Here is a 23,181-nt window from a genome sequence, read left to right on the forward strand (position 1 = left end):
GGGGGGCATCATGAACAGTAAACCAAGTTTGTTAAAGGGAACCATATTGGCGCTGGCTACCATGGTTCTGATGGTCGTCGGGCATCAGGCCCTGGCAGCAACCGCCGAGGATTTGCACCGGGATGCCCGGCAGGCATTGGAAAGGCTCTACGACACCAATGCCGTCGCCAAGTCACTGTCCAAAGACGCCAGGGCAGTCCTGGTTTTCCCGAACATCGTAAAAGCCGGGCTGGTCTTTGGCGGCAGTTATGGTGAGGGCGTGTTGATGAAAGATTCGGAGGTTGTCGATTACTACAACTCCGTGGCTGGAACCTTCGGATTCCAGGCCGGCGCCCAGTCCTATGCCTACGCCATGTTCCTGATGACCGACGAGGCCGTCAGCTACCTGGAAAAGTCAGACGGCTGGGAGGTTGGAGTCGGGCCCACGGTCGTGATGGTTGACGAAGGCGTGGCCAAGAACCTGTCGACGTCGTCACTCAAGGACGATGCCTACGCCTTTATTTTCAGCCAGCAGGGCTTGATGGCCGGGGTCAGTATTGAAGGTACGAAGATTTCCCGAATCCAGCGATAGGTCCCCGGGCGTCGGTGAGAGCCGGTTCAATCCAGCCAGGCGCCCGGGCTTGGTGTGGTGAACTGGCGCACTCTCGATGGTGGGGCACAGTCCGGAAGCCGTTGATCCGGGCCCACCAGCAGCCAATGCTCCCGATGGGCGACGCCGAGGTCCCGGGCGCCATCCAGGCTGAAACAGTCCAGGTCGAGCTTGTCTTGTACCAGGATGAAGCGATGTTCTCCCTCGCCCATCCAGCGCCAGGCGTTGCGTTCCTCGTCCCGCAGGCTGGAAAAGAAACTGAAGTGAACGAAATCGAGCTTCGAGAACAGGAGGAACTGCTCGCGAAAGTCGATCATGCCGAGTTGGGCGTCTGCCGGCACGTTCTGTTCAGCGGCTGCGAGAATGTTGCGTGGTGTACGCAGGGGGTCCAGAATCTGGTAGCCCCAGGTAGACAGCAGCAGCCAGCTCAGCATCATGGCCAGGAACAGGCGCCCCAGCGGCCGGGAACGCCACAGGCCGAGCAGGCTCGCCAGCCATACCAGTCCCACCGTGAACACCAGGCTCCCCGCCTCGTGCAACCGCGCGGGATCGCGGCTGTAGTCACTGACCTTTTCAACCAGTTTCGGGTGATCATTCCAGGCCAGGACACCCAGGGTGACCAGCGCCACCGCGATCAGCATATGCAGGCCGGTGAGTATCGGCGGAAACCACCGGGCCGGGCGGTGCGTGCTCAGTACCGGGGCCAGCGCAAGGGCGAACATGGGGAGTGCCGGCAACAGGTAAACGCCGCGCTTGCCCGGACTGATGCTGAAGAACAGGACCACCAGGGCCACCCAGGCCAGCTGCACCAGAATCACCGGACGGTGCCGGATGGCATCGGTCAGCGGCCGGAACAGCGCCAGGAAAACCAGGGGCAGTGGGAACCAGAGGGCGGGAATGACACTGGTGAGGTAGTAGTACCAGGGCTGGAGATGCCCCCAGGAATCGGCGTAGCGTTCGCCGGTCTGTTTGAACAGGATGTTGTTCCTGTAGGCTAGGGCCTCGTCCGTGCCCACGCTGTTCACATACAGCACCATGGGCACCAGCCACGCCGCCACCACGGCGAGCATGGCCAGGGGGCCCAGGGCGCAGCGCCAGGTCATGGCGCCATGGAAACGCGCCCTATCCTGGTAGTTCAGCGCCAGCAGAGGCACCAGCATCAATGCGGGCAAGAAACCCACGCCCTTGGTGATGATCCCCAGCCCCATGAACGCCCAGGCGGCGAAATACCAACCCCAGGCCGGCCCGGTAAAGAAGTGGCGGATCAGGCCATAGCAGGCAACGGTGATCCAGCAGGCCACCATGGCATCAATCTGGGCCTTCTGGGCCTGGGCCAGAAATTGTGGTGCCAGCATCATCAGCAGCACCGCAACGGCGCCGGTGCGCTGGTTCCAGAGCCGGGTTCCGAGGTCGTAGACCAATCCCAGTGTTAACAGGCTGCACAGGGCATTGGGCAGCAGGAAAGCGACTTTCAGGTTACCGGTCAGCCAGTAGAAAAACGCGATGCTCCACATGAACACCGGCGGCTTGTCGGGGTAGAACTCGCCGCCGCGCATGGGGATCAGCCATTGGCCGGACGCCACCATTTCCTGTGCGACCTCGGCAAAGCGCGGCTCATCGGCGGGCCAGGGCGAACGGAGGCCAATGCCGGTGGCAATCATGACGGCAGCAAAGGCCAGCAGCAGGAGCAATAGCCGGTTGCGGGACAGGTGGAGCAACGAGTCCGGGAGGTGTCGGAAATAGGGCGATGCGGGCATGTTCGGGTCTCAGGACTGGCTGGAAACGGGGCTGGCGAGCGCTTTTGCCCTGTGGCTGTGGTACAAAAAGGCGCCAATGGCGGAGGCAATGATAAACAGGGTTATGCTCAGCAGAAGTTCGTAATGATCGGCCTGACCGACGCCGGCGCCCGCGAGGGCAAATACGAGCATTTGGGGCAGGTAACCGAGGGTGCTGCCCGCCAGAAAGTGGGCAAAGCGAATCTCCGAACAGCCGGCGACCAGATTGGTTACCAGATTACTGCCCACCGGCAACAGCCGCACCATGAGGACCTTGAGAAGCGTCTGCTGGCGAAACAGGTCGTCGAACTGGCGCATGCGTTGGCCGAAGCGCTCGGTCAGCGACGTTCGCAGCAGCCACCGGGAAGTAAAGAAGCAGCCGGTGGCACCCAGGGCAGTCGAGAGGGTTGAGAGCAGGGTGCCATTGAGCCCGTCCAGGGCATACCCCAGAACAAACGCCAGTAACTGCCTCGGCGCCCCGACACCGGTGAATACTGCGCCCGCGAGGATGATCTCCATCAGCCCCGCCACGCCATGGCTGTGAATATAGCTGGCGACCAGGTTTTTATCCGACAGAAAGCCCAGCCAGCCCTGTTGAACCGCGACGAAGCCGGCGACGGCCAGCACGCCGAAGACCAGCCAGCGTAACCAGTTTCCCATGTCAGGAGGCCTTTGCAACGGGCGCCCGGCTTTCCGACTCGACGATGTCGGCAATGACCGGGGTCCGGGTTCGATGCAGGAGCCACATCACGCCGAACAGATCGAGAATGCCCGCCCACGCCCGATTCCAGGCCGTGTACTTGGAGGTACCTCCGCCCCGCGGGCGGTGGTTTACTTCCACCACCGCCACTTCGCCCCCCAGGCCTTTGACCAGGGCCGGAATGAAGCGGTGGCCGTGGTCGAACCAGGGCAGTTTCATGAATGTCGCCTTCGGAAACAGCTTGAGTCCGCAGCCGGTGTCGGGCACACCGTCGTGCAGAAAAGCGTTGCGGACCCGATTGGCCAGGCGTGACTGGAAGCGTTTCCAGGCGGTGTCCTTGCGGTTTTTCCGGTAGCCGGCGATGCAGAAATCGGGAACCGTGATGGCGGAGGTCTTCTGTAGCAGCGTGGGGATGTCGGACGGGTCGTTCTGGCCGTCCCCGTCCATGGTCGCAATGAGGTGGCCGCGGGCCTGCCGAACTCCGGTTGCCAGCGCTGTACTCTGGCCAACGCTCCGGTCGTGACGCACTCCCACCAGGTGGCCGTTCATCAACCGCGCGGTTCGAATGGCGGCCTCGAGGGTTTGGTCGGCACTGCCATCGTCCACCAGCACTACCTCAAAATTCGGATAGTCCCGCATCACAGCGAAGATCTCAGTCACCAGGCTGGCAATGTTTTCTTCTTCGTCCCTGGCTGGGATCACCAGTGACAATGACTTTTCCCGACTCACAGTTCACCTCCCTCGATGTTGCTCGAATCAGTTGGGGCAGGCAGGATCTGCCAGCACTCTGACGGGAATTGTCGGGAAGTAACCTTAAATAAAGCTTAAACCTTACGGCTCCATGCGGCGGGCTGGGCCGGCAGCCAGATGTGTACGCAGAGTCCGGACTGGCCGTCCGGTCGATCATCAAGGGTGAGCTGGCCGCCATGGAGCTCGGCAATGCGTCGGGCGATGGCGAGACCGAGCCCGGCACCCCCGCCCTGGCGTTGATCAAGCCGGACAAAGCGGCTCAGCGCGCGCTCCCGTTCTTCGGGCGCAATGCCCGGGCCCTGGTCGCAGACGACCACATGGTAGCCCTCCCCGGAGGCAACCAGTCGGGTCAGCACGGTTGTGTGCTCCGGGCTGTACTGGATGGCGTTGGCCAGCAGGGAACGCATCAGGGTATTAATCAGGGCACTGTTGCAGTACACCATGGCCTGGCCGTCATCGTCCTCGAGCACCGGCTCAATACCCTTTTTCAGCGCCAGTGGCGCCACATCGGCAATACTCTGTTCCACGATGGCAGACAGGTTATGGTACTGAGGGGAGAAGTCGGTTCCGGCATCCACCCGGTTGAGCAACAGCATCTGTTCGACGAGGTACACCATCCGGTCGACCGATTGGGTCAGGCCTTCAAACTGCCCCGGGGCCTTCTCACAGGCCTTCTCGAGATTCAGGCGTAGGGCCGTCAGCGGGGTGCGCAGCTCATGAGCGGCGTCAGCAGAAAACCGCCGCTCCCGTTCCAGGGCCTGGTTCAGCCGTCTGAGAAGGCCGTTCACTGCATTGACCAGCCCGGCGACTTCTTTGGGAGCCTGCCGTTCGTCAAGCGGGTGAATGCGTTCGGGAGCCATATAACGCACGGGCTGCTCCAGGCGCCGCAATGGGCGGAAGCCGACCTGAACCGCCACAATCACGGCGATCACCAGCAAGGGCAGGGCCAGCAACAGCGGCAGGACGTTACCCAGGGCCAGTTCTTCGCTCAGTTCCTCGCGCACGTCCTCGCGCTGGGCCGTACGAATCCAGAAACCCGTGGCCGGATCCCGGAGGGTGAATGTTCGCCACAGGAAGCCGCTGACCTCGGTCCAGGCGAATCCCGGCTGCAGTTCCAGTTTGTCATCGGCCCGCAGTGTGTTGAGCAGGGGATCCTGCTCCGGCGACCAGACTTCAAAGGCGATTTTTTTCTCATACTTGTGGCCGGAGCCGTCCGGCAGGATTTCATCTTCCTCAGATTCAGAGAGCGCGCTTTCGGGCAGCTTGAGGGTTTTGGACAGTATGGTGGCCAGCTGTTCCCGGGACTGGGTGTCGGACAGATGCTGGACCAGCCCCTGCACGATACGGGTGCTCTGGGCCAGCTCGGCGTCGAACAGCTCTTCCAGCTGATGGTTGCTGACATAGAAGCCCCAGCTTGCGGTAATCAGCGTGATCAGCAGGACCATGGTGGCGACCATAACGGTCAGGGTGCGGGTCAAGCTCATTCCTGGGCTCCGGAAGCGGCGGCCTGACTGTCGAGCAGGTAGCCGACCCCCCTTACGGTTCGGATGGTGGCCTTGCCGACCCGGCGCCGGAGATGGTGGACGTGTACTTCCAGGGCGTTGCTTTCCACCCCATGCTCCCAGCCATAGAGCTGGTCCTCAAGCCGCCGGCGGGTGGCGACCTGATCCGGATGGCGCATCAGGTAATGCAGTATCTGGAACTCACTGCGGGGCAGGCTGAACTGTTCCCCGTCGACCGTCAGCTGGCTGGCGTCCGTATCCAGCATCAGCCGGCCGATCACCAGTCCGTTGTGCGATGTCGTAGCACCGCGCCGGGTCACGGCCCGGATTCGGGCCTTGAGTTCGGCCATGGCAAAGGGTTTGGTGAGATAGTCATCGGCGCCGGAGTCGAGGCCCTGCAGCTTTTCCCCGAGTTCGGTACGGGCGGTCAGTATGATCACGGGGGTCTGAACGCCCTGCTGTCGAACGCGCCGTACGATGTCTAGGCCATCCACCCGGGGCAGGGTCAGATCCAGAATAACCAGGTCAAACTGCTCATTCGAGAGAGCGTTCAGCGCCTGCAGGCCGTCATCGAGCCAGTCAACCGTGTTCTGGTCGTCCCGCAGCATGTCGAGCATGGTATTGGCGAGTGGGTGATCGTCTTCTACAAGCAGTATTCGCATGGTGGCCCCGACCTGGAAAACGATACAAGTCTGGCACAAAAACCTTAAGGCCGGCTTAAGAAAACTCGCGGCAACGGTTAAGCCTGGATTAAGGCTGCCTCCCTAATCTGACCTTCAGTTTGCACTGCCTTCTATCAGGCCTTGCCAGTCACCTACTGGAGACCGCTTATGTCAGATCCACTCATGATGTCCGCTTGTTGCCCACCGGATTCCGACGAGGTGGAACCCGTCATCCGATGTGCCGGCCGCTGGCTGTGCCGAGTTGACGCAGACACCCGAACGGCGGCAGAGGTCGGCCAGTTTATCCGGCGTCGGTTTCTGCTGGCCTATGGTGCCCAGCCGAGCCTGCGTATTCCCGACCTGTTGGTGTTGACCACCGCCCACGGCTCACTGTTGGCGGCGGTAGGTGTGCGTAACGCCGCGAGTGAGTCCCTGTTTCTGGAAGATTACCTCGGTGAACCGGTTGAAAACCGCATGCCGGAGCCCGGTCCCGGTCGCCAGGCGATTGCCGAGATTGCCCACCTTGCCGGCGTTGAAGCCGGTGTCAGCCGTTACCTGTTTGCCAGCCTGGCGGTGTGGCTGGATGGCGCTGGCTATCAGTGGGTGGTGTGCACGGGCACCGACCAGTTGCGGAACAGTTTCCGTCGGCTCGGGATCGATACCCACGTTCTGGCCGACGCCGATCCGGCCCGGCTTGCCGACGGTGGTGCCGGTTGGGGCCGCTACTACGACCATCACCCGGTAGTCATGGCGGTGAGCGTCGCCGAAAGTCTGGCGGCGCTGAAGGCCGCCGGTCTGCTCAAGGTCACGTTTCCGGTAAACGGCAATGACGCGGAAAGAGGAAACCAGTATGGCTGCATTGCCTGACATGCTGGCGGCCCAGGTGGGCCGTACACCCGAGCGGATCGCCCTGAAATCACCGGCAGGAGAAATGACGTTTCGCGATCTGTACGCCGCCGCTGCCGGGCTCGCTGCAAGGCTTGAAGCGCGGGGCGTGGCCTCGGTCGGTCTGACCGGTGACAACACCTCGGCCTGGGTGCTGGCCGATCTGGCCTGCCTGATGGCCGGCGTTGTTTGCGTCCCGGTGCCCGGATTTTTCTCCCGTAGCCAGACCGATCATCTGATCGCTCGGGCCGGCCTTGATGGTCTTTTGTGGGCGGAACCGGGGCCGGGCCGCGACGAGCTGGGGCAGGGGGTCTGGCTGGAAAGCCTGCCGGTGACCGCGGCTGCTGTGCGGGTGCCCGCGGGTACCGCCAAGATCACCTTTACCTCTGGCAGTACCGGTACGCCCAAAGGCGTGTGCCTCTCTGCCGATCAGATGGCGGCTACCGCCGAGGCCCTGCGCGAGCGCCTTGGCGGTCTCGAGCTGCGCCATCACCTGTGTATTTTGCCCCTGGCCACGCTGCTGGAAAACATTGCCGGCGTTTACCTGCCCCTGCTGATGGGCGCCACGGTCGAGCTGGCCCCGCTGGGGACCCTCGGAATGACCGGAAGCAGCGGCGTTGACGGAGCCAGGCTGATGGCGGGCCTGAACCGGATCCGACCGCATTCGGTCATCCTCGTACCGGAGCTGGCGAGCCTGCTCGTCGACGCTGCCGAGCGGGGGCATCTTGAACCTGGCCGATTCCGTTTTCTTGCGGTGGGCGGTGGCCGGGTGTCTCCGGATCTTCTCGCCCGTGGCCGCCGTGCGGGCCTGCCTCTGTTCGAGGGCTATGGCCTGTCGGAGTGCGGCTCGGTGGTGGCCCTGAACGTACCGGGTCAGGATCGGCCGGGCACCGTGGGCCAGCCACTGGCCCACGTTCGGGTTGCGCTGGATGACGATCGGCAAATCCGTGTTCACGGCAACACTCACCTGGGCTATCTCGGGGATCCGCTGCGGGCGGACGAGAGCCTGGGCACCGGCGATCTGGGGCGGCTGGATAGCGACGGCTTTCTCCGGGTCGATGGCCGATCCAAGAACTTATTGATCACCAGCTTCGGACGCAACGTCAGCCCGGAATGGCTGGAAAGCGAATTGGTGCAGGCGGTTGGCGCCCGCCAGGCGGTCGTGTTTGGGGATGGTGAGCCGCATCTGCGTGCCCTGATCACCGTCACCCAGGACCAGTCGCCGGCACGGATCGCCGATGCATTGAGCGCACTGAACGATCGACTGCCCGATTACGCGCGACTGGCGACTGTTTACGTGCGCGAGCAGTTGCTCTGCCAGGCCGAGGGCCACATTACCGCAAACGGGCGGCCAGTCCGGTCCCGGATTCAAACCGATCTGACGGCGTTGCTGGCCGACGCCACCCACATTGATATGACGTTTTCACTGATGAACCCGCCAGGAGGATTTCACATGGCATTTTTTGACCGACTGCAGCAGGAAACCGAAGACGCCCGCAAACACGTCACCGAGGCCCCGGTGATCCGGGCCATCCAGGAGGACCGCTTCGATCTGGAGAGCTACATCTGGTTCCTGACCCAGGCCTACCACCACGTCAAACACACGGTGCCGCTGATGATGGCCTGCGGCGGGCGCCTGCCGGAACGGCTGGAATTCGTGCGCAAGGCTCTGGTGGAGTACATCGAAGAGGAGTACGGCCATCACGAATGGATCCTGGACGATCTCGAAGCCTGTGGCGCCGACAGGGAAAGCATCCGTCAGGGTAAGCCGGACACCTCGATCAAACTGATGGTGGCCTACCTGTACGACCAGATCGATCGCGGCAACCCGGCGGCCTTCTTCGGCATGGTGCAGGTGCTTGAGGGGACCTCCATTGAGCTGGCGACGCCGCTGGGTGAGCAGATCCAGAAGCAACTGGGCCTGCCGGATGAGGCCTTCAGCTATCTGTATTCCCACGGTGCGCTGGACCAGGAACACTTCGAGTTTTTCCGAAAGCTGATGAACGAGATCACCGATGCCGATGACCAGCAGGCCATTATCGAGTCGGCCCGGATGGTCTATCGGTTATACGGCGACATGCTGCACAGCATCCCCGTGCAGACCGGTCGCAAGGAGTCGCAACATGAGGCTGCATGATCGGGTGTTCCTGTTGCTCGGCGGGACTGGCGGCATTGGCAAGGCCCTGGTTGAGCCCCTGATTCGCGCCGGTGCCAAGGTGATCGTGGCGTCCCGCCAACCGGAGGGACTGGCCAGACTCAGCGGGGTGTCGGCGGTGCACCTGGACCTGGCGGCGCCGGACCTGGAGCATCAGCTTGTTCGGCTGAGCGAGGCCTATCCGGATATCGACGGCGTTATTCACTGCGCAGGCCAGAACTACTTCGCCAGTCTGGGGGAATTGCCGGTCACGGCCATTGACGATCAACTGATGGTCAACCTCCGCAGTGCCATGCTGGTCGCCCGGCACTTTGCCCCGCGTTTCGAGGCCGCCGGTTACGGCGCGCTGGTCTTTGTCGGTTCCACCTTCGGCAGCATCGGCTTTCCCGGATACACCGCCTACTGTGCCACCAAGTTCGGTGTGCGCGGGTTTTCCGAGGCCCTGCGCCGGGAACTCGCGGATACCCCCGTGCAGGTGGTCTACGTGGCGCCAAGGGCCACCGCCACGGCCATGAATCCGGAGGCGGTAAACGAGCTCAATCACGCTCTCGGCAACAAGATGGACGCGCCCGAAGCGGTGGCTGCCCAGATCCTCAAGGCCATGGAAAACGACGACCTTCGCCGCTTTCTGGGCTGGCCGGAAAAGTTGTTCGTCGTGATCAACGGAATCCTGCCGCGCATTGTGGACAAGGCCATGTTGAAACAGTTGCCGGTCATCCGGCGTTTTCTCAATTCGGAGGTGTTGTCATGAGGGCGATCATTTTCCTGTTGGCCGGGCTGCTTGCTGTGCCGGCCCTGGCGGCTGACCTGAACGCGGAGCTCGCCGACATCCAGCAGCGCTGGGCCGAAATCCAGTACCAGGTGCCCGAGGATCAGAAAGAAAAAGCCTTTGAGGCCCTGGCCGACACCGCCGAGGCATTTGTCGCCCGGTATCCGGGGCACGCGGAACCGCTGATCTGGCAGGGCATTGTCCTGAGTACCTACGCCGGGGCCAAGGGCGGGCTGGGAGCACTCGGGCTGGTCAAGGATGCCAGGGAATCCCTTGAAGCCGCCCTGGCCATTGATCCCCGGTCGCTGGAGGGCTCGGCCTACACCTCGCTTGGCAGTCTCTATTACCAGGTGCCGGGCTGGCCCCTGGGTTTCGGTGACGACGACAAGGCCCGGAAATACCTGGAGAAAGCCCTGGCGATCAATCCCGACGGCATTGATCCCAACTTTTTTTACGGCGACTTCCTGAGGGAGCAGGACCAGCCGGAGCAGGCCCGTCGCTACCTGGAAAAAGTGCTGGAAGCGCCGTCCCGGCCCGGGCGTGAACTGGCGGATACCGGCCGACGGGACGAGGCCAGGCAGCTCCTGCAGACGCTCTGAGGCCGGGCGGCTACTCGCTGCACCCGTCACCGTGGACTACACTTGGGGCAAAGAGGGCGGGAGGCCCTCGACCAGGAAAAGTGCGTGTCATGGCGACCAACAAGGCTTCACCGTCGACAAAAGCCCCATCCGCAGATTTCTTTTACAAGTTGGCGTCGGCGGTCCCGGGCATTCTCTTTTCCTACTGGCTCAGCGCCGACAAAAGCGCCCATTGCTACCCCTACGTCAGTGAACAGATCCGGGAACGCTTCGGGTTAGACCCCGAGGCTTTGAAACAGAACGCGGATGCCGTGCTCGCGATTGTCCACCCCGATGATGCCGGCGGCCTCCAGGACAGCATCTTCGAGTCGGCCCGTACGCTGGAGCCCTGGCAATACCGGGCCCGCCTGCGTCTGCAGGATGGCAGCTATCAATGGTACGAAGCCCATTCCAGGCCAGAGCGCCAGGCTGATGGCAGCACGCTCTGGTACGGCCAGTTCCACAACATCCAGCACTACAAGGAACTGGAACAGGAGCTTCGTGACAGCGAAGCCGAGTACTCGTTCCAGGCTGGATTCCAGAAGCTGGTTGCGCGCCTGTCGGCCCAGTTCATCAATGTCGGATTTGGCACGATAGACGACTGCATTTCTGAACTGCTTGAAAGTGTTGGTGTTTTCTTCACCGCGGACCGGACCTACCTCTACGCCTTCAACGACGATCACACCTCCGCAACCAAGACCCACCAGTGGTGCCGTGACGGGGTGAGGTCCGTGATCGACGAAGACCAGTCGGTGCCCCTGGATGACCAGGATGAGTGGGGGCAGAAGCTGCTTGAGATGGTTGACGAAAACGAAGTGGTGTTCATTGAAGCCACGAGTGAGGCGGCATCCGTATTCTGCGTGCCGGTTAGGGTTCAGGGCCAGGTGGTTGGTTTCATGGGGCTGGATTCGCTGGCCCCGCGGAAATGGCGCGAAGACCAGTCCGACCTGCTGATCATCGTTTCCGGTCTGCTGTCCGGCGCCCTCGAACGGCATATCCTGGAAGAAAAACTGCTGAGCCAGTCCATCCGCGACCCCATGACCGGCCTGCACAACCGGCGGTATCTGATGCCGAGGCTCAATGAGCTGGTCGAGCGGGCCGAGCGCTACGACGAGAATTTCACCGTTGCCATGCTCGATATTGACCATTTCAAGCAGATCAACGATTCCATTGGCCACCTCGGTGGCGACTATACCCTGCGACGGTTTGCGGACATCCTGATTGATCTGGTGCGGTCGACGGATGTGGTCGCCCGTTTCGGCGGTGAGGAATTCATGGTGGTGTTTCCCGATACCGAGCAGGCCACCGTGCACCAGACGATCAGCCGAATTCTCGATGCGGTGCGGCACGGCCGGTTCGTGTTCGAGGGGCGTGAGATCCCGCTAACGGTAAGCGCCGGTTTGGCGTCGGTACGGGAACGGGACGACAGCATGATCTCTGTGGACACCGTGATTGGGCGCGCCGATCATCGGTTGTATCTGGCCAAGCAGGCCGGCCGCGATTGTGCCGTCGACATATCAGGAGTCCTTCGTATATAAAAAATCAGCATTTCACCCCATATTACTTAATAGTATATCCTTAGAATAAAATATAGATTCGCTCCGGAGGTGAAACCCATGAGCAACCCCATCGTCCAACCCTTTTTTGACGAGCCCACCAACACTTTCAGTTACGTGGTCCGGGATCCGGACAGTCGGTCCTGCGCTATCCTCGATTCGGTGCTGGATTTTGACTATGCGGCGGGGCGGACCGCGCATGACTCAGCCGACAACATCATCGCCTTCATTCGTGAGCAGGACCTGACGGTGGAGTGGATTCTGGAGACTCACGTCCACGCGGATCACCTGTCAGCGGCGCCCTATCTGCATGACAAGCTGGGTGGCAGGACCGGCATCGGCGAGCACATCCGCGACGTCCAGGAAATCTTCGGCAAGGCGTTCAATGCCGGCAGCGAGTTTGCCCGGAATGGCAGTCAGTTCGATCGGTTGTTCCGCGAAGGCGATACATTCAGCATCGGCGGCCTGGAGGGCCGGGTGTTGCACACGCCCGGGCACACGCCGGCGTGCCTGACCTACGTGATCGGCGATGCCGCCTTCGTCGGCGACACCCTGTTCATGCCGGATTACGGCACCGCCCGCTGCGATTTCCCGGGCGGCGATGCCCGGACGCTCTATCGTTCGATCCAGAAGGTGCTGGCCCTGCCGCCAGAGACCCGGATCTTCCTGTGCCACGATTACAAGGCACCCGGCCGGGACCGGTTTGAACCGATGACCACCGTCGCCGAGCAGCGCAAAGCCAATGTGCACGTCCACGAAGGCGTTTCCGAAGACGAATTCGTGAAGATGCGCACCGAGCGCGATGAGACTCTCGACATGCCCCGGCTGATCTTGCCGTCGGTCCAGGTCAACATGCGGGCGGGCCATTTGCCGCCGGAAGAGGACAACGGACAGGTGTACCTGAAAGTACCGATTAACCGGTTCTGAGGCGGGCATGGACATCAAACGCTACCTGCCGGTGCTGAACTGGTTGCCGTCCTACGGTCGGAGTCAGGCCACCAGTGACCTGGTGGCTGCGGTGATTGTCACCGTGATGCTGATTCCCCAGTCACTGGCCTATGCCCTGCTGGCAGGGTTGCCGGCCCAGGTCGGGCTGTACGCCAGTATCCTGCCGCTGATTGTCTACGCGGTGTTCGGAACCAGCCGTACGCTCTCGGTGGGTCCGGTGGCTGTCGCCTCCCTGATGACGGCGGCGGCGCTGGCGCCGCTGGCCGACGTGGGTACGCCCGAGTACGTCGCCGGGGCGATTCTGTTGGCGGTGATGTCGGGGCTGATGCTCATGGCCATGGGCCTGATGCGGCTGGGTTTCCTGGCGAACTTCCTCAGCCACCCGGTGATCTCGGGGTTTATTACCGCCTCGGGCATCGTGATCGCTGCCAGCCAGCTCAAGCACCTGTTCGGGATCCCGGCGTCCGGCCATAACCTGCTTGAAATCATCCATTCCCTGGTGCAGTCGATTGACCAGATCAACCTGGCGACACTGGCCATCGGAGCCGGGGCCCTGGTGTTTCTGCTGCTGGCGCGCCGATATCTCAAAACCTGGCTAATGGCCGCCGGATTGCCGTCGCGAATGGCCGACATCGTTACCAAGACGGCGCCGATTCTGGCCGTGCTGGTGACCACGGTGGTGGCGTGGCAACTGGACCTGGGGGCAGCCGGTGTCAGGCTCGTTGGCTCCGTGCCGGCCGGGTTGCCCGAGTTAACCCTGCCGAGTCTGGACTGGGAGCTCTGGCAACAGCTGGCGGTCAGTGCCCTGTTGATCAGCGTGGTCGGTTTTGTTGAATCCGTGTCGGTGGGTCAGACGCTTGCGGCCAAGCGACGCCAGCGTATTGATCCGGATCAGGAGCTGGTGGGCCTTGGCGCCGCCAACCTCAGCGCCGGCCTGTCCGGCGGCATGCCGGTGACGGGCGGGTTTTCCCGTTCGGTGGTCAACTACGACGCCGGCGCGGAGACGCCCGCAGCCGGTGCCTACACGGCGGTGGGCATCGCCCTGGCGACCCTGTTCCTGACCCCGGCCATCGCCTATCTGCCCCAGGCCACACTCGCGGCGACCATCATCGTGGCCGTGTCCACGCTGATCGACCTGCCGGCACTGGGCCGGACCTGGCGGTATTCTCGGCCGGACTTCGGGGCCATGCTGGCGACCATCCTGGCGACCCTCGTGCACAGTGTGGAGGCGGGCATTATCGCCGGGGTGGCCCTGTCCATCGGACTCTTCCTGTACCGTACCAGCCGGCCCCACAGCGCCGTGGTTGGCCGTGTCCCGGGTACCGAGCATTTTCGCAATGTGCTTCGCCATGAGGTGGAGCTGTGCCCCAAGGTGACCTTCCTGCGGGTGGACGAAAGCCTGTACTTTGCCAACGCCCGGTTTCTGGAGGAGCGGGTCATGGATCTGGTGTCCGAAGAGCCGGAACTCAAGCATCTGGTTCTGGTCTGTCCGGCGGTCAACCTCATTGATGCCTCGGCGCTGGAGAGCCTGGAGGCCATCAATGAGCGGCTGGGGGATGCCGGCGTGACTCTGCATCTGTCGGAGGTGAAGGGGCCGGTGATGGACCGGCTCAAGCGAACCGACTTGCTGGCCAAGCTCAGCGGGGAGGTCTTCCTCAGCACCTTCGAAGCCTGGCAGCGACTGATCGGCAACCGAGTACCCCAGCGTATCCCTGTCTGACGCACGGCCGGCTTGCCCATATGATGGGTAAGGCCGGTATCATGGGAGTATTTCCCGGAGCTCAGACGGTGGCACGTTCATTATGGGCATGACTGAAAACCTGCTATCGACCGGCCAGTGGCTCACAACCCTGGTGCTGTTCCTGCTGATCCTGATTCGGGCGGTACGCACCATTGACTGGCAGGCCTTCCGACGCGACAACGCGCTGCAGCATTCGTTCTTCGGAGCAGCCGTCGTGCTGGGGTTTCTCTGGCAAATGCGTGCGGGCATTTCGCCCGGCCTGGCCATCCATGTGTTTGGGATCACCGTGATTACCCTGATGCTGGGGTGGGCGCTGGCGGTGCTCTCTGGATTACTGGCGTTGCTGATCACCGTGATCACGGGCCGGGAACCCCTGCTGATGTTTGCGGCCAACGGCCTGGTCACGGTGATGGTGCCGGCGCTGGTCAGTCACGGCATCATGCTCTGGGAGCGCCGGCGGAACTTCCGGAATTTCTTTGCCTACATCTTTTTCTGCGGATTTTTCGGCGCCGGCATCTCGGTGGCGGCCGCCGGAACGGTGATGTGCCTGATGCTCTGGAGCAGCGGCGTGTACGAGTTCGGGGAGCTGGTGCACGAGTACATCCGCTACCTGCCCCTGTTCATGATCCCCGAGGGCTTCGTGAACGGTACCTTCGTCACCGGCCTGATGGTGTTCCATCCCGATCGCCTGACCACACTGGACCAGCGCCGCTACCGCTGAGCCAGCAATCGCTGTGGTGCCGCCATTGCCGTGCCCAGTCCAGAACCTGGCGGGCGGGTATCGGGCGGGCAATCCCGTAACCCTGGAGAAACTGACAGCCCATGTCCCGCAGGGCCCGGGCATGCTCGGCGGTTTCGACACCTTCGGCCAGGACGGGCCGCGAGAAGCGCTGGGCCAGAAAGATCACACTCTCGACGATCGCCCGGTCATGGGCATTCGCCAGCATGTTGCGCACAAAGGTCTGGTCGATTTTGATGAGGTCCACCGGCAGAGTGCGCAGATAGGTCAGTGATGAAAAACCGGTGCCAAAGTCGTCGAGTGCGACCTTGAGGCCCAGGCTCCGGCAGGTGGCCAGCACATTGCTGGCGCGCTTTGTGTCCTCGAGCGCTGTGGACTCCAGGACTTCGAGGGTGATCTGGCCGGGATCGAGTTCCGCGTGGCTGTGAAGGTAGCTCTCCAGGTAAGTGGCAAAGCTTCGGTCCATGAGGTGCTGGGCATTGATATTGATGCTGACGGCAAAATCCTCGCCGGCAGTTTTCCAGACGTTCAGTTGATGGATCGCTTCCTTGACCACCCATTGCCCCAAAGGTACCTCCAGATTGCTGTTGTCCAGCATTGGCAGGAAGTCGCCCGGCGTCAGCTGGCCTCGCACGGGGTGGTTCCAGCGAATCAGTGCTTCCAGGCCGACCAGCTTTGAGTCAGAGACCCGGATCTGGGGCTGGAAGTGCAGCTCGAACTCTTCGTTCTCCAGCGCCCGTGTGAGCTCCATGAGTTGATTTCGGCGTTGTCGCCGATACTCGTCGAGGCCGGGATCGAAGAAGTGAAACTGGTTGCGGCCCATCTCCTTGGCCAGATACATGGCCTGATCCGCATGCCGGATCAGGCCCTCGGCATCGGTCCGGTCCGCCGGGTACCGGGTGATGCCCATACTGCCGGTAACCTCAACAGCGTCGCCAGCGATCTCGAGCGGCTCCCTCACGCAATCCAGAATGCGCTGGTATACGCCTTCGGGATAGTCGCTCTGGATCAGCAGAATAAACTCGTCGCCCCCGATCCGGGCAACGGTATCGCCCCGGCGAACGGCGTGGGTGAGTCGTTCGGCAATGGTCCGCAAGGCTTGGTCGCCCGCGGCCTGCCCCAGGCGCTGGTTGAGTTCCTTGAAACCGTCCAGATCAAGGCAACAGACCGACAGGCCTCGTTGTTGCCGGTCGGAGTGCAGGCACGCGGAGCGAAGGCGCTCGGTCAGCAGTTGCCGGTTGGGCAGCCCGGTCAGGTTGTCGTAGTTGGCGGCCCGGTCCAGTTCCCGGGCGTGGTTCTTCAGGGCCGTGATGTCCGAGAACGCCGCAACGTGGTAGAACGTGCCCGGTTCGTCCAGTTGCACCCGGCTGATGGACAGCATTTCGATGTATTCCTCGCCGTTTTTGCGCCGGTTCCAGATCTCGCCGCGCCAATGGCCGGTCTGTTCAAGGGCGTGCCACATGGAGCGGTAGTATTCTGACGAGTGCCGCCCGGAACTCAGGATGGTCGGGGTCAGCCCAAGCACCTCATGACGTCCATATCCCGTAATTCGGGAGAAGGCCGGGTTGACGTCCAGAATCCGGTTATTGCAATCGCTGATGAGGATGGCTTCGTGGCTGCGATCAAACACGCTGGCGGCAATGCGCAGGTTGCGTTCGCCCTGTTTGCGGTCGGAAACGTTGGTCTGGACAACAATAAAGCCTTGCTGGCCATCGTCGTCGAGGGGCGCGCAGTACAGGTTTACCCAGAACGGCGTACCGCACCTGCTGTAATTGAGGACGTCTTCCTCTGCTATGCCACCCTGATAGAGCTTTCGCCGGATACGCCTGATCGTTTCCGGATCGGTGTCGGGGCCGGCCAGCAAATTGCTCAGTGTGTGTCCGATGGCCTGACTCGACGAGTACCCCGTGTGTTCCTCGAAACTGAGGTTAACCCATTCGATGACTCCGGCGCTGTCGAGCAGGATCACCATGTTGCGGGTTATCGAGGCGACTCTGGCAAGTCGGTCGGTCAGAGGGTCAGAAATCGTTGGGTGCAGGGCCGGGGCTGTTGGCATCGATCTGTCGCATTCCTATCCCGAAAAAAACGGCATCTAGTCAATGGCGAAGGATGCTACTCGACGGCCGCCGCAAACTCATGCCCAATTGGTCGCGTCGGGTTGACGGAAGTCATTTTTCGGCGGGATTTTGTCGCAGCCGGGGCTCAGTGCCGCCACTGGGAGTGTTTCTGAAGTTTTCGCTGCAGCGTCCGGCGATGCATGTTCAGGGCACGTGCCGTGGCGGATACGTTGCCCTCGTGTTCATTCAGCACGCGCTGGATGTGCTCCCATTCCATTTCTTCGACCGAAGGCGGTGCCGGGCGCAGGGCCGGTGCTGACCCCGGGGGCTCAAAGCCGGTGACCAGCTGGCCGACTGTAACCGGCTTGCAGAGGTAGTTCACGGCGCCCTGGCGCATGGCCTCCACGGCGGTGGCAATGCTGCCGTACCCGGTCAAGACCAGGACTTTCAGGTCCGGCTGCAGGGCCAGTAAATCAGGCAGCAGTTGCAGGCCGCTCTCCCCGGCCAGGTTCAGATCCAGCACACAGTGGTCGAATCGGCGGCGTTCAAGGCATTGCCGGGCGTCCGTGCCCGATCTGACAACGGTTGCCCCGATACCCTGGCGCCCCAAAGAGCGTTGCAGGACTTGCAGGAAGGCCTCGTCGTCATCGACCAGCAGCCACGTCGTGGGGTCAGCCATCAATTTCTCCCTCTTTGGCCCGGGGCAGGGAGATGATCATGGTGGTGCCGGTCTGGCCCGCGCGGGCCTTCAGGGTGCCGCCGAAACGCTGAATGGTGGCGTTCGACAGGAACAGGCCCACGCCCAGTCCGGATTCGGAAAACACCACGCCGTCACCAAGGGTGTCTTTGCGCTCTGGTGCCAAACCCTCGCCGTGGTCGTCGACTACCACGTCCACCGTGCCGTTGCCGCTGTCGCTTGCCCTGACACCCACCCACTGCGGGCTGGCCGTCAGGGCATTGGCGAGCAGGTTCAGGACCGCCTGATCCAGCGTTGCGTCAACCTTGATGGGCGTTTCGGGAAAAGGTGACTGCCACTCGATAATGCCGGCGGGCCAGAGCAGGGTTGCTGACTCCCGAAGGCGCATCAGCCAGTCACTCACACTGACGGTTTCCGGTTGTGCCGTTTTCGCCTTGACCGCCGCATCAGACAGCTGGCGAAGGTGATCGGCGCACAGACTCAGCTGCTGACCCATCAGGTTCAGATCCTCTGTCAGATCTTGCTCCTTGGGCGCGTGGCGCAATTCCTCAACGAGCAGCGTCAAGGTATTCAGTGGTGTCCCCAGGCGATGGGCAATACCCGCCGCCGACAAGCCCAGGGCAATGATCTGTTCATCCCGCAAACGGGTTTCCCGGATGTTCGCCAATTGGGCCTGCTGTCTCTGGACGCGGCGGGCCAGGGAGCCGACCACCAGTAGGAGTATGGCGGAGGTCAGTGCGTAGGTGGCCCACATGCCGAACAGGTGCAACTGCGCCATGTCGGTACTGTGTGGGCCGCTTGATACCGGTAGGTGCCAGACCACCAGCAGGGTATAGACCAGAATGCCGAAACCGGTGAGCGCGACGCTCTGGCTGAGCGGTACAAGGAGGATGGCCACCGCAATAGGCAACAGGAGCAGTGAGGTGAACGGGTTGGTGAAGCCGCCAGTCAGCAGCAGCCAGCCACCAATCATCAGCAGATCCAGGGCGAGGCCGGCGCTCACTGTCAGGGCCGCCTTCGGTGGCCGGCGTGTGAACCAAAGCCAGCCGAGTGTCGCCAGTACGGCGTAGAGCAGGCTGATCAGCGTGGCCTCGGCCCGATACGTCAGCACCATCATGGTCTCGGCTATCGCCAGGGCGACCAGTTGAATGGCGGCAATGGACAGGCGCATGCCCAGCAGATAGCGCGCCGCCTGACGGAAACCGGTTTGTGAGTGGGTGAGCCATTCCATGGGGCGCATTCTAGCGGGTTTTTCCGGGCCCTACATGCCGCTATGGCGACTTTGGAGTGCGGCATTCTGCCTCAGGCGCCGTTGCGCCGAGGCTATTATGATTGGCCGAAAATTCCATTTGTTCAGGGTGTTAACTCATGAAGAAAACGCAAACAGGCCGGTTTGCACTGGCTTTTGTCGCCGTCAGTGTGGCTTGGCCGATGGCCCTCCAGGCGGAGGAAACGTCCGGGTCAGCGCTGCTGATTCGAGTCACGGAAGGTCATCGCCAGGACAGGGGCAGTGAGGCGCTTGCCTCCGAGCCGGTGGCAAGACTGGCGAACGAGCCTTCGGTCTCATTGTCCAGAATGGGCGGTCGTGGCCTGGAGCCCGTTGTCCGGGGCCAGGGCCAGGAGCGGGTGGATGTGCTGCTGGACGGAATCCGGGTGGAGGGGGCGTGCCCGAATCGAATGGACCCGCCAACCAGTCGGCTCAGTGCGGCACTTGCGCCCGGACTGGAGGTTCGGACCAGCAACCGGACCCTGCGCTGGGGCGCCATAGCCGGCGGGCAGGTCATTGCCACCACGCCGGATCCGGATTTTGGCGAGAGTTTGACGACCGGACATCTGACGGCCGGAGGCGCAGATAACGGCAATGGTCGGCTGGTCAATGGCAGCGCAGCAATTGGCAACGATCGCGGCTGGTTCCGGGTGGCGGGCGGCCACGATGAAGCCGACGATTACGAGGATGGCGACGGTAACGAGGTACGTAGCGCTTACCGGAACACGGAAGGGCGGATGGATGCCGCCTGGAAGGCGGACAATGGCCTTTTCCTCAAGGGACTGGTCAGCCGCCAGGAAGAGCGCGATGTGAAATACGCCGGCTCGGGTATGGATGCCCCGAAAACCGATACCGATATCGCTCGGCTGGAGCTGGGAGCGCCGGTTGCTGACGGTGACTGGAAGCTTCTGGCGTGGAGCGCGGACGTGGACCACATTATGGACAACTTCAGCCTGCGCCCGGCCACCATGAACATGCTGACGGTCTCTGAAACCCGGACCCGTGGAGTCCGGCTGACTCTGGATCAGAACCCGGGCACGCAGACCAATTGGGCCATTGGCACCGACATTGAGACCAACAACTGGGACGCCGAGCGTTTGGGTGGCCCCGGGCTGGATACGCTGACGTCGGTACTGTGGCCGGATGTGGATCGGGACCGTTTCGGCGTGTTCGCCGAAGCCTTCCAACGGTTGACCCCGGCGATGCAGGTCGGTGCCGGGGTGCGCTATGACCGCGTGGCAATGGACGCAGACGCCGCAGACAAAACCTTTGGCAGCGGGATGATGGCGATGTCCGCGGCGGGCATCTACCGGGCGCTGTATGACACGGCCAATACCAAAGCGACGGATGACAATGTCAGCGGGTTTATCACCGGCGACTGGCGCTTTTCATCGCGCCAGTCGCTGGAAGTCAATGCCTCTCGCAGTGTTCGCAGCCCGGGCGTGACCGAGCGTTACATTGCCAGTTGGAGCATGATGCCGGCCATGCGCTGGGTCGGTAATCCGGCCCTGGATACCGAAAAGCATCACAAGCTGGAGGTTGCTCTGCCGGGGCAGGGCTCCGGTTGGCGTTGGCGCCCTGCGGTCTGGATGGATCAGGTAGACGATTACGTGTTGCGCACCCGAAATGGCGATCAGGTCAGTATCTATCGCAACATCGATGCGCGCCTGCTCGGTGTCGAAGCGGAACTGGGCTGGAGCAACGGAACCTGGCGCTCGAACAGCGCATTGGCCGCAGTCCGGGGGGAAAACCGGGACGACGACCAGGCGCTGCCGCAGATTCCCCCGCTGCAATTTGTGCAGACAGTCGGTTGGCAGTACCGGGGGCACCAGTTGACGCTGGAGTGGGTGGTTGCCCGCCGGCAGGATCGGGTGGATCTGGCCTCAGGACTGGACGCCGCCACTTCACCGGGCCATGGCGTCCTCAACCTGTCGGGAAGCCACGCAATGACGGATTACCTGACGCTGTCCTGGGCCATGGATAACCTGCTCGATAAGACCTGGGCCCGCCACGTCAGTCGCGCCAACACGGATCCGTTCAGCCCCGAAGCGGTGCGGGTCAACGAACCCGGTCGCACGCTCCGCGCGGCACTGACGGCTCGATGGTGAGGTGGACCGGGCGTCATTTGGCCACATTTTGTCCCTGATCCATATGATTTCGGGATTCAGCATCTATGCTCGATTAAAGTGACATGGCGCATGCTCAGCAGGTAGCGCGCCGCCTGACGGAAACCGGTTTGTGAGTGGGTGAGCCATTCCATGGGGCGCATTCTAGCGGGTTTTTAGAGTGCTTTCTGTTCGTTCTAGAGGAAGGTACCTGGTCTTCAACCGATCAGATGTCGGACTCCCCTTTTCTCACCTGGTTCAGGCGTGTCATGACAAACGCCGCGATGGAGAGGATCAGGATGGCAATGGCCTCAAACAGGATGTTCTCAGGTGCCATGTCCTTGCCCTGAAGGATGATCAGTCGGGCCAGTGCCGTAATGGCGATGAAAATCGGGAAAACCGAAGCAGACCGCCGGTCTGAGTAGAACACGGCAACCATGCCGATGACTTCCAGATACAGAAACATCAGCAGAATGTCCGCAAGATTGATGCTCCGGGCGACATACAGTGAGTGAAGCTCGAATGCCACGCCCCCGAGGGTCATTACCACAACGATGATCAGCAACAGCCGCTCAATCATCTGAAAAATACTGAGCGCCACATTCTTTTCGGAAGTATCCATCTTGTTCGCCTTGTTGTTATGATTCATTTTTTGGATAGTCTACCCGCCAGTCGAGTCTCTCAGTAAAGCCCGGGAAACTGATACTCACCGCCATCAGCGATATATGACTCGGAGCTTTGCGGCCACTTGGGAGCCGCGAAGCGGTGGAAAATTGTCTGGCAACAGCAAGCTGGTTATGCATGATTCGTAGTGGCTCCAGAGCCACTTCAGCGCTCTACCTGTAGCGTGGGTACATTCACACCACCCTCATCCACATAGCGAATCGCCTGAATCACCATGTGATTCCAGAAAACGGACCAGTACCCAATGAGTAACAGCACAGGTGTGATAAAGACCGCGAGAAATGCGGCAATAAAGAAAGAATCTGGCCCTATACCGGACTCGAACTGCAAGACGCTACTGAGCGGAATTGCCACGAACACAACGAGAGACGCTCGCCGAACAAAAGCGAGCTTCACGGACCGGGTCAAAGTCAGTTTCGTCCCAAAGATTGCCCTTCCCACGGCACCCAGAACATAAAGTACCAGGGACACTCTCGCCACGACCGATAGCGCTGCTTGCAAGCCATCCACGTCGTTTTTGCCCCGCTGGGTCATGTCGGTACTGAAAACCAACTGTCCCCCTTCTTTCATAGGCGCAAAGACATCACCACCCCATTCCACCAACAGTTCCAGAATGACGATAACTGCGTTTTGTGAGAATAGAGCAACGACAAGCAGACCCAACGCCATCCAGACAGCTGCGGACACAGCAGTCATAAAATAGCCTGTGTAGCCAAGGAACTGCTTCAACAACGCCCGCATGGCAGCTGACTGGGGCACGCTGAACTTAAAATCAAAACTGACACTAGCCAAAAGTACCTCTCCCTGGTGTTTGATGTTCCTGCTGCCCTTCACCGCAGCTCACTCTGGCAAACCCTCGAACTTCGGAAATGACGACCAAATCTGCCAGCTGAGTGCTTGGCAATGCTGAACCAGATAACCACAGGCGCACTTCAGGGCGTCCGAGCGGCGCTACTGGTTAAGTGCTTGTGCTCCCGTTGCAT

At 61.7% G+C, this 23,181-nt stretch carries 20 protein-coding genes; 10 read left to right on the plus strand and 10 right to left on the minus strand.

Annotated elements, in window-relative coordinates:
* Window positions 1-10 precede the first annotated feature (10 nt).
* Window positions 11-571, plus strand: a complete 561-nt coding sequence (locus tag K0B93_RS13630) for a lipid-binding SYLF domain-containing protein (protein WP_219867723.1) — start codon at window positions 11-13, stop codon at window positions 569-571.
* A 26-nt stretch (window positions 572-597) separates the two neighbouring features.
* Here K0B93_RS13630 and K0B93_RS13635 read toward each other — a convergent pair whose 3' ends face one another.
* The 5 genes from K0B93_RS13635 to K0B93_RS13655 form a co-directional block, all read right to left on the minus strand.
* Window positions 598-2,346, minus strand: a complete 1,749-nt coding sequence (locus K0B93_RS13635) for an ArnT family glycosyltransferase (RefSeq protein ID WP_219867724.1) — start codon at window positions 2,344-2,346, stop codon at window positions 598-600.
* A gap of 9 nt (window positions 2,347-2,355) precedes the next feature.
* Window positions 2,356-3,024 (minus strand): TVP38/TMEM64 family protein, encoded by a 669-nt coding sequence (locus K0B93_RS13640; RefSeq protein WP_219867725.1) that lies wholly within the window; start codon window positions 3,022-3,024, stop codon window positions 2,356-2,358.
* 1 nt (window position 3,025) lies between these two features.
* Entirely contained in the window at window positions 3,026-3,793 is a 768-nt protein-coding gene (locus tag K0B93_RS13645; protein ID WP_218636369.1) for a glycosyltransferase family 2 protein, read from the minus strand.
* Between the two features lie 95 nt (window positions 3,794-3,888).
* Window positions 3,889-5,298, minus strand: a complete 1,410-nt coding sequence (locus K0B93_RS13650; RefSeq protein ID WP_218636370.1) for an ATP-binding protein — start codon at window positions 5,296-5,298, stop codon at window positions 3,889-3,891.
* Window positions 5,295-5,978 carry a response regulator transcription factor gene (locus K0B93_RS13655; protein WP_219867726.1) on the minus strand — a complete coding sequence of 228 codons (684 nt, stop codon included), beginning with the start codon at window positions 5,976-5,978 and terminating at the stop codon, window positions 5,295-5,297. The genes K0B93_RS13650 and K0B93_RS13655 overlap by 4 nt, the downstream gene beginning before the upstream one ends.
* A 168-nt stretch (window positions 5,979-6,146) precedes the next feature.
* Between K0B93_RS13655 and K0B93_RS13660 the strand changes: the two genes are divergently transcribed.
* The 8 genes from K0B93_RS13660 to K0B93_RS13695 all read left to right on the plus strand — a co-directional run bounded on the left by K0B93_RS13660 (window position 6,147) and on the right by K0B93_RS13695 (window position 15,370).
* The gene (locus tag K0B93_RS13660; RefSeq protein WP_219867727.1) at window positions 6,147-6,845 is read left to right on the plus strand and encodes a thermostable hemolysin; all 699 of its coding nucleotides are present in this window, start codon (window positions 6,147-6,149) and stop codon (window positions 6,843-6,845) included.
* Window positions 6,829-9,000: an AMP-binding protein gene (locus K0B93_RS13665; RefSeq protein WP_219867728.1), complete on the plus strand. Its 2,172-nt coding sequence runs from the start codon at window positions 6,829-6,831 to the stop codon at window positions 8,998-9,000. The genes K0B93_RS13660 and K0B93_RS13665 overlap by 17 nt, the downstream gene beginning before the upstream one ends.
* Window positions 8,987-9,769: an SDR family oxidoreductase gene (locus K0B93_RS13670; protein WP_218636374.1), complete on the plus strand. Its 783-nt coding sequence runs from the start codon at window positions 8,987-8,989 to the stop codon at window positions 9,767-9,769. The genes K0B93_RS13665 and K0B93_RS13670 overlap by 14 nt, the downstream gene beginning before the upstream one ends.
* The gene (locus K0B93_RS13675; protein WP_219867729.1) at window positions 9,766-10,386 is read left to right on the plus strand and encodes a tetratricopeptide repeat protein; all 621 of its coding nucleotides are present in this window, start codon (window positions 9,766-9,768) and stop codon (window positions 10,384-10,386) included. The genes K0B93_RS13670 and K0B93_RS13675 overlap by 4 nt, the downstream gene beginning before the upstream one ends.
* A gap of 89 nt (window positions 10,387-10,475) precedes the next feature.
* Window positions 10,476-11,942 carry a diguanylate cyclase gene (locus tag K0B93_RS13680; protein WP_219867730.1) on the plus strand — a complete coding sequence of 489 codons (1,467 nt, stop codon included), beginning with the start codon at window positions 10,476-10,478 and terminating at the stop codon, window positions 11,940-11,942.
* Between the two features lie 78 nt (window positions 11,943-12,020).
* A complete protein-coding gene (locus K0B93_RS13685) occupies window positions 12,021-12,887 on the plus strand; it encodes an MBL fold metallo-hydrolase (RefSeq protein ID WP_219867731.1) in 867 nt (288 codons plus the stop codon).
* A gap of 7 nt (window positions 12,888-12,894) precedes the next feature.
* Window positions 12,895-14,628: a SulP family inorganic anion transporter gene (locus tag K0B93_RS13690; RefSeq protein ID WP_219867732.1), complete on the plus strand. Its 1,734-nt coding sequence runs from the start codon at window positions 12,895-12,897 to the stop codon at window positions 14,626-14,628.
* 82 nt (window positions 14,629-14,710) lie between these two features.
* Window positions 14,711-15,370, plus strand: a complete 660-nt coding sequence (locus tag K0B93_RS13695) for an energy-coupling factor ABC transporter permease (RefSeq protein WP_219867733.1) — start codon at window positions 14,711-14,713, stop codon at window positions 15,368-15,370.
* On the opposite strand, the gene K0B93_RS13700 is transcribed toward K0B93_RS13695, so the two are convergent.
* From K0B93_RS13700 to K0B93_RS13710, 3 genes are all read right to left on the minus strand, one after another.
* Window positions 15,306-17,444 (minus strand): putative bifunctional diguanylate cyclase/phosphodiesterase, encoded by a 2,139-nt coding sequence (locus K0B93_RS13700; protein WP_219867734.1) that lies wholly within the window; start codon window positions 17,442-17,444, stop codon window positions 15,306-15,308. The two genes, K0B93_RS13695 and K0B93_RS13700, sit on opposite strands and share 65 nt — an antisense overlap.
* A gap of 146 nt (window positions 17,445-17,590) precedes the next feature.
* Window positions 17,591-18,124 carry a response regulator transcription factor gene (locus K0B93_RS13705; RefSeq protein ID WP_219867735.1) on the minus strand — a complete coding sequence of 178 codons (534 nt, stop codon included), beginning with the start codon at window positions 18,122-18,124 and terminating at the stop codon, window positions 17,591-17,593.
* The gene (locus tag K0B93_RS13710; protein WP_324125154.1) at window positions 18,117-19,382 is read right to left on the minus strand and encodes an ATP-binding protein; all 1,266 of its coding nucleotides are present in this window, start codon (window positions 19,380-19,382) and stop codon (window positions 18,117-18,119) included. Before K0B93_RS13710 ends, K0B93_RS13705 begins: the two co-directional genes overlap by 8 nt.
* Window positions 19,383-19,510: 128 nt before the next feature.
* Here K0B93_RS13710 and K0B93_RS13715 point away from each other — a divergent pair, with 128 nt between their 5' ends.
* Window positions 19,511-21,517 carry a TonB-dependent receptor domain-containing protein gene (locus tag K0B93_RS13715; RefSeq protein ID WP_228743374.1) on the plus strand — a complete coding sequence of 669 codons (2,007 nt, stop codon included), beginning with the start codon at window positions 19,511-19,513 and terminating at the stop codon, window positions 21,515-21,517.
* Between the two features lie 223 nt (window positions 21,518-21,740).
* Here K0B93_RS13715 and K0B93_RS13720 read toward each other — a convergent pair whose 3' ends face one another.
* Entirely contained in the window at window positions 21,741-22,136 is a 396-nt protein-coding gene (locus K0B93_RS13720; RefSeq protein ID WP_228743375.1) for a phosphate-starvation-inducible protein PsiE, read from the minus strand.
* 206 nt (window positions 22,137-22,342) lie between these two features.
* Window positions 22,343-22,990 carry a hypothetical protein gene (locus tag K0B93_RS13725; protein WP_219867737.1) on the minus strand — a complete coding sequence of 216 codons (648 nt, stop codon included), beginning with the start codon at window positions 22,988-22,990 and terminating at the stop codon, window positions 22,343-22,345.
* Window positions 22,991-23,181: the final 191 nt, after the last annotated feature.

The organism is Marinobacter sp. F4218 (genome assembly GCF_019443085.1).
Classification (GTDB): domain Bacteria; phylum Pseudomonadota; class Gammaproteobacteria; order Pseudomonadales; family Oleiphilaceae; genus Marinobacter; species Marinobacter albus.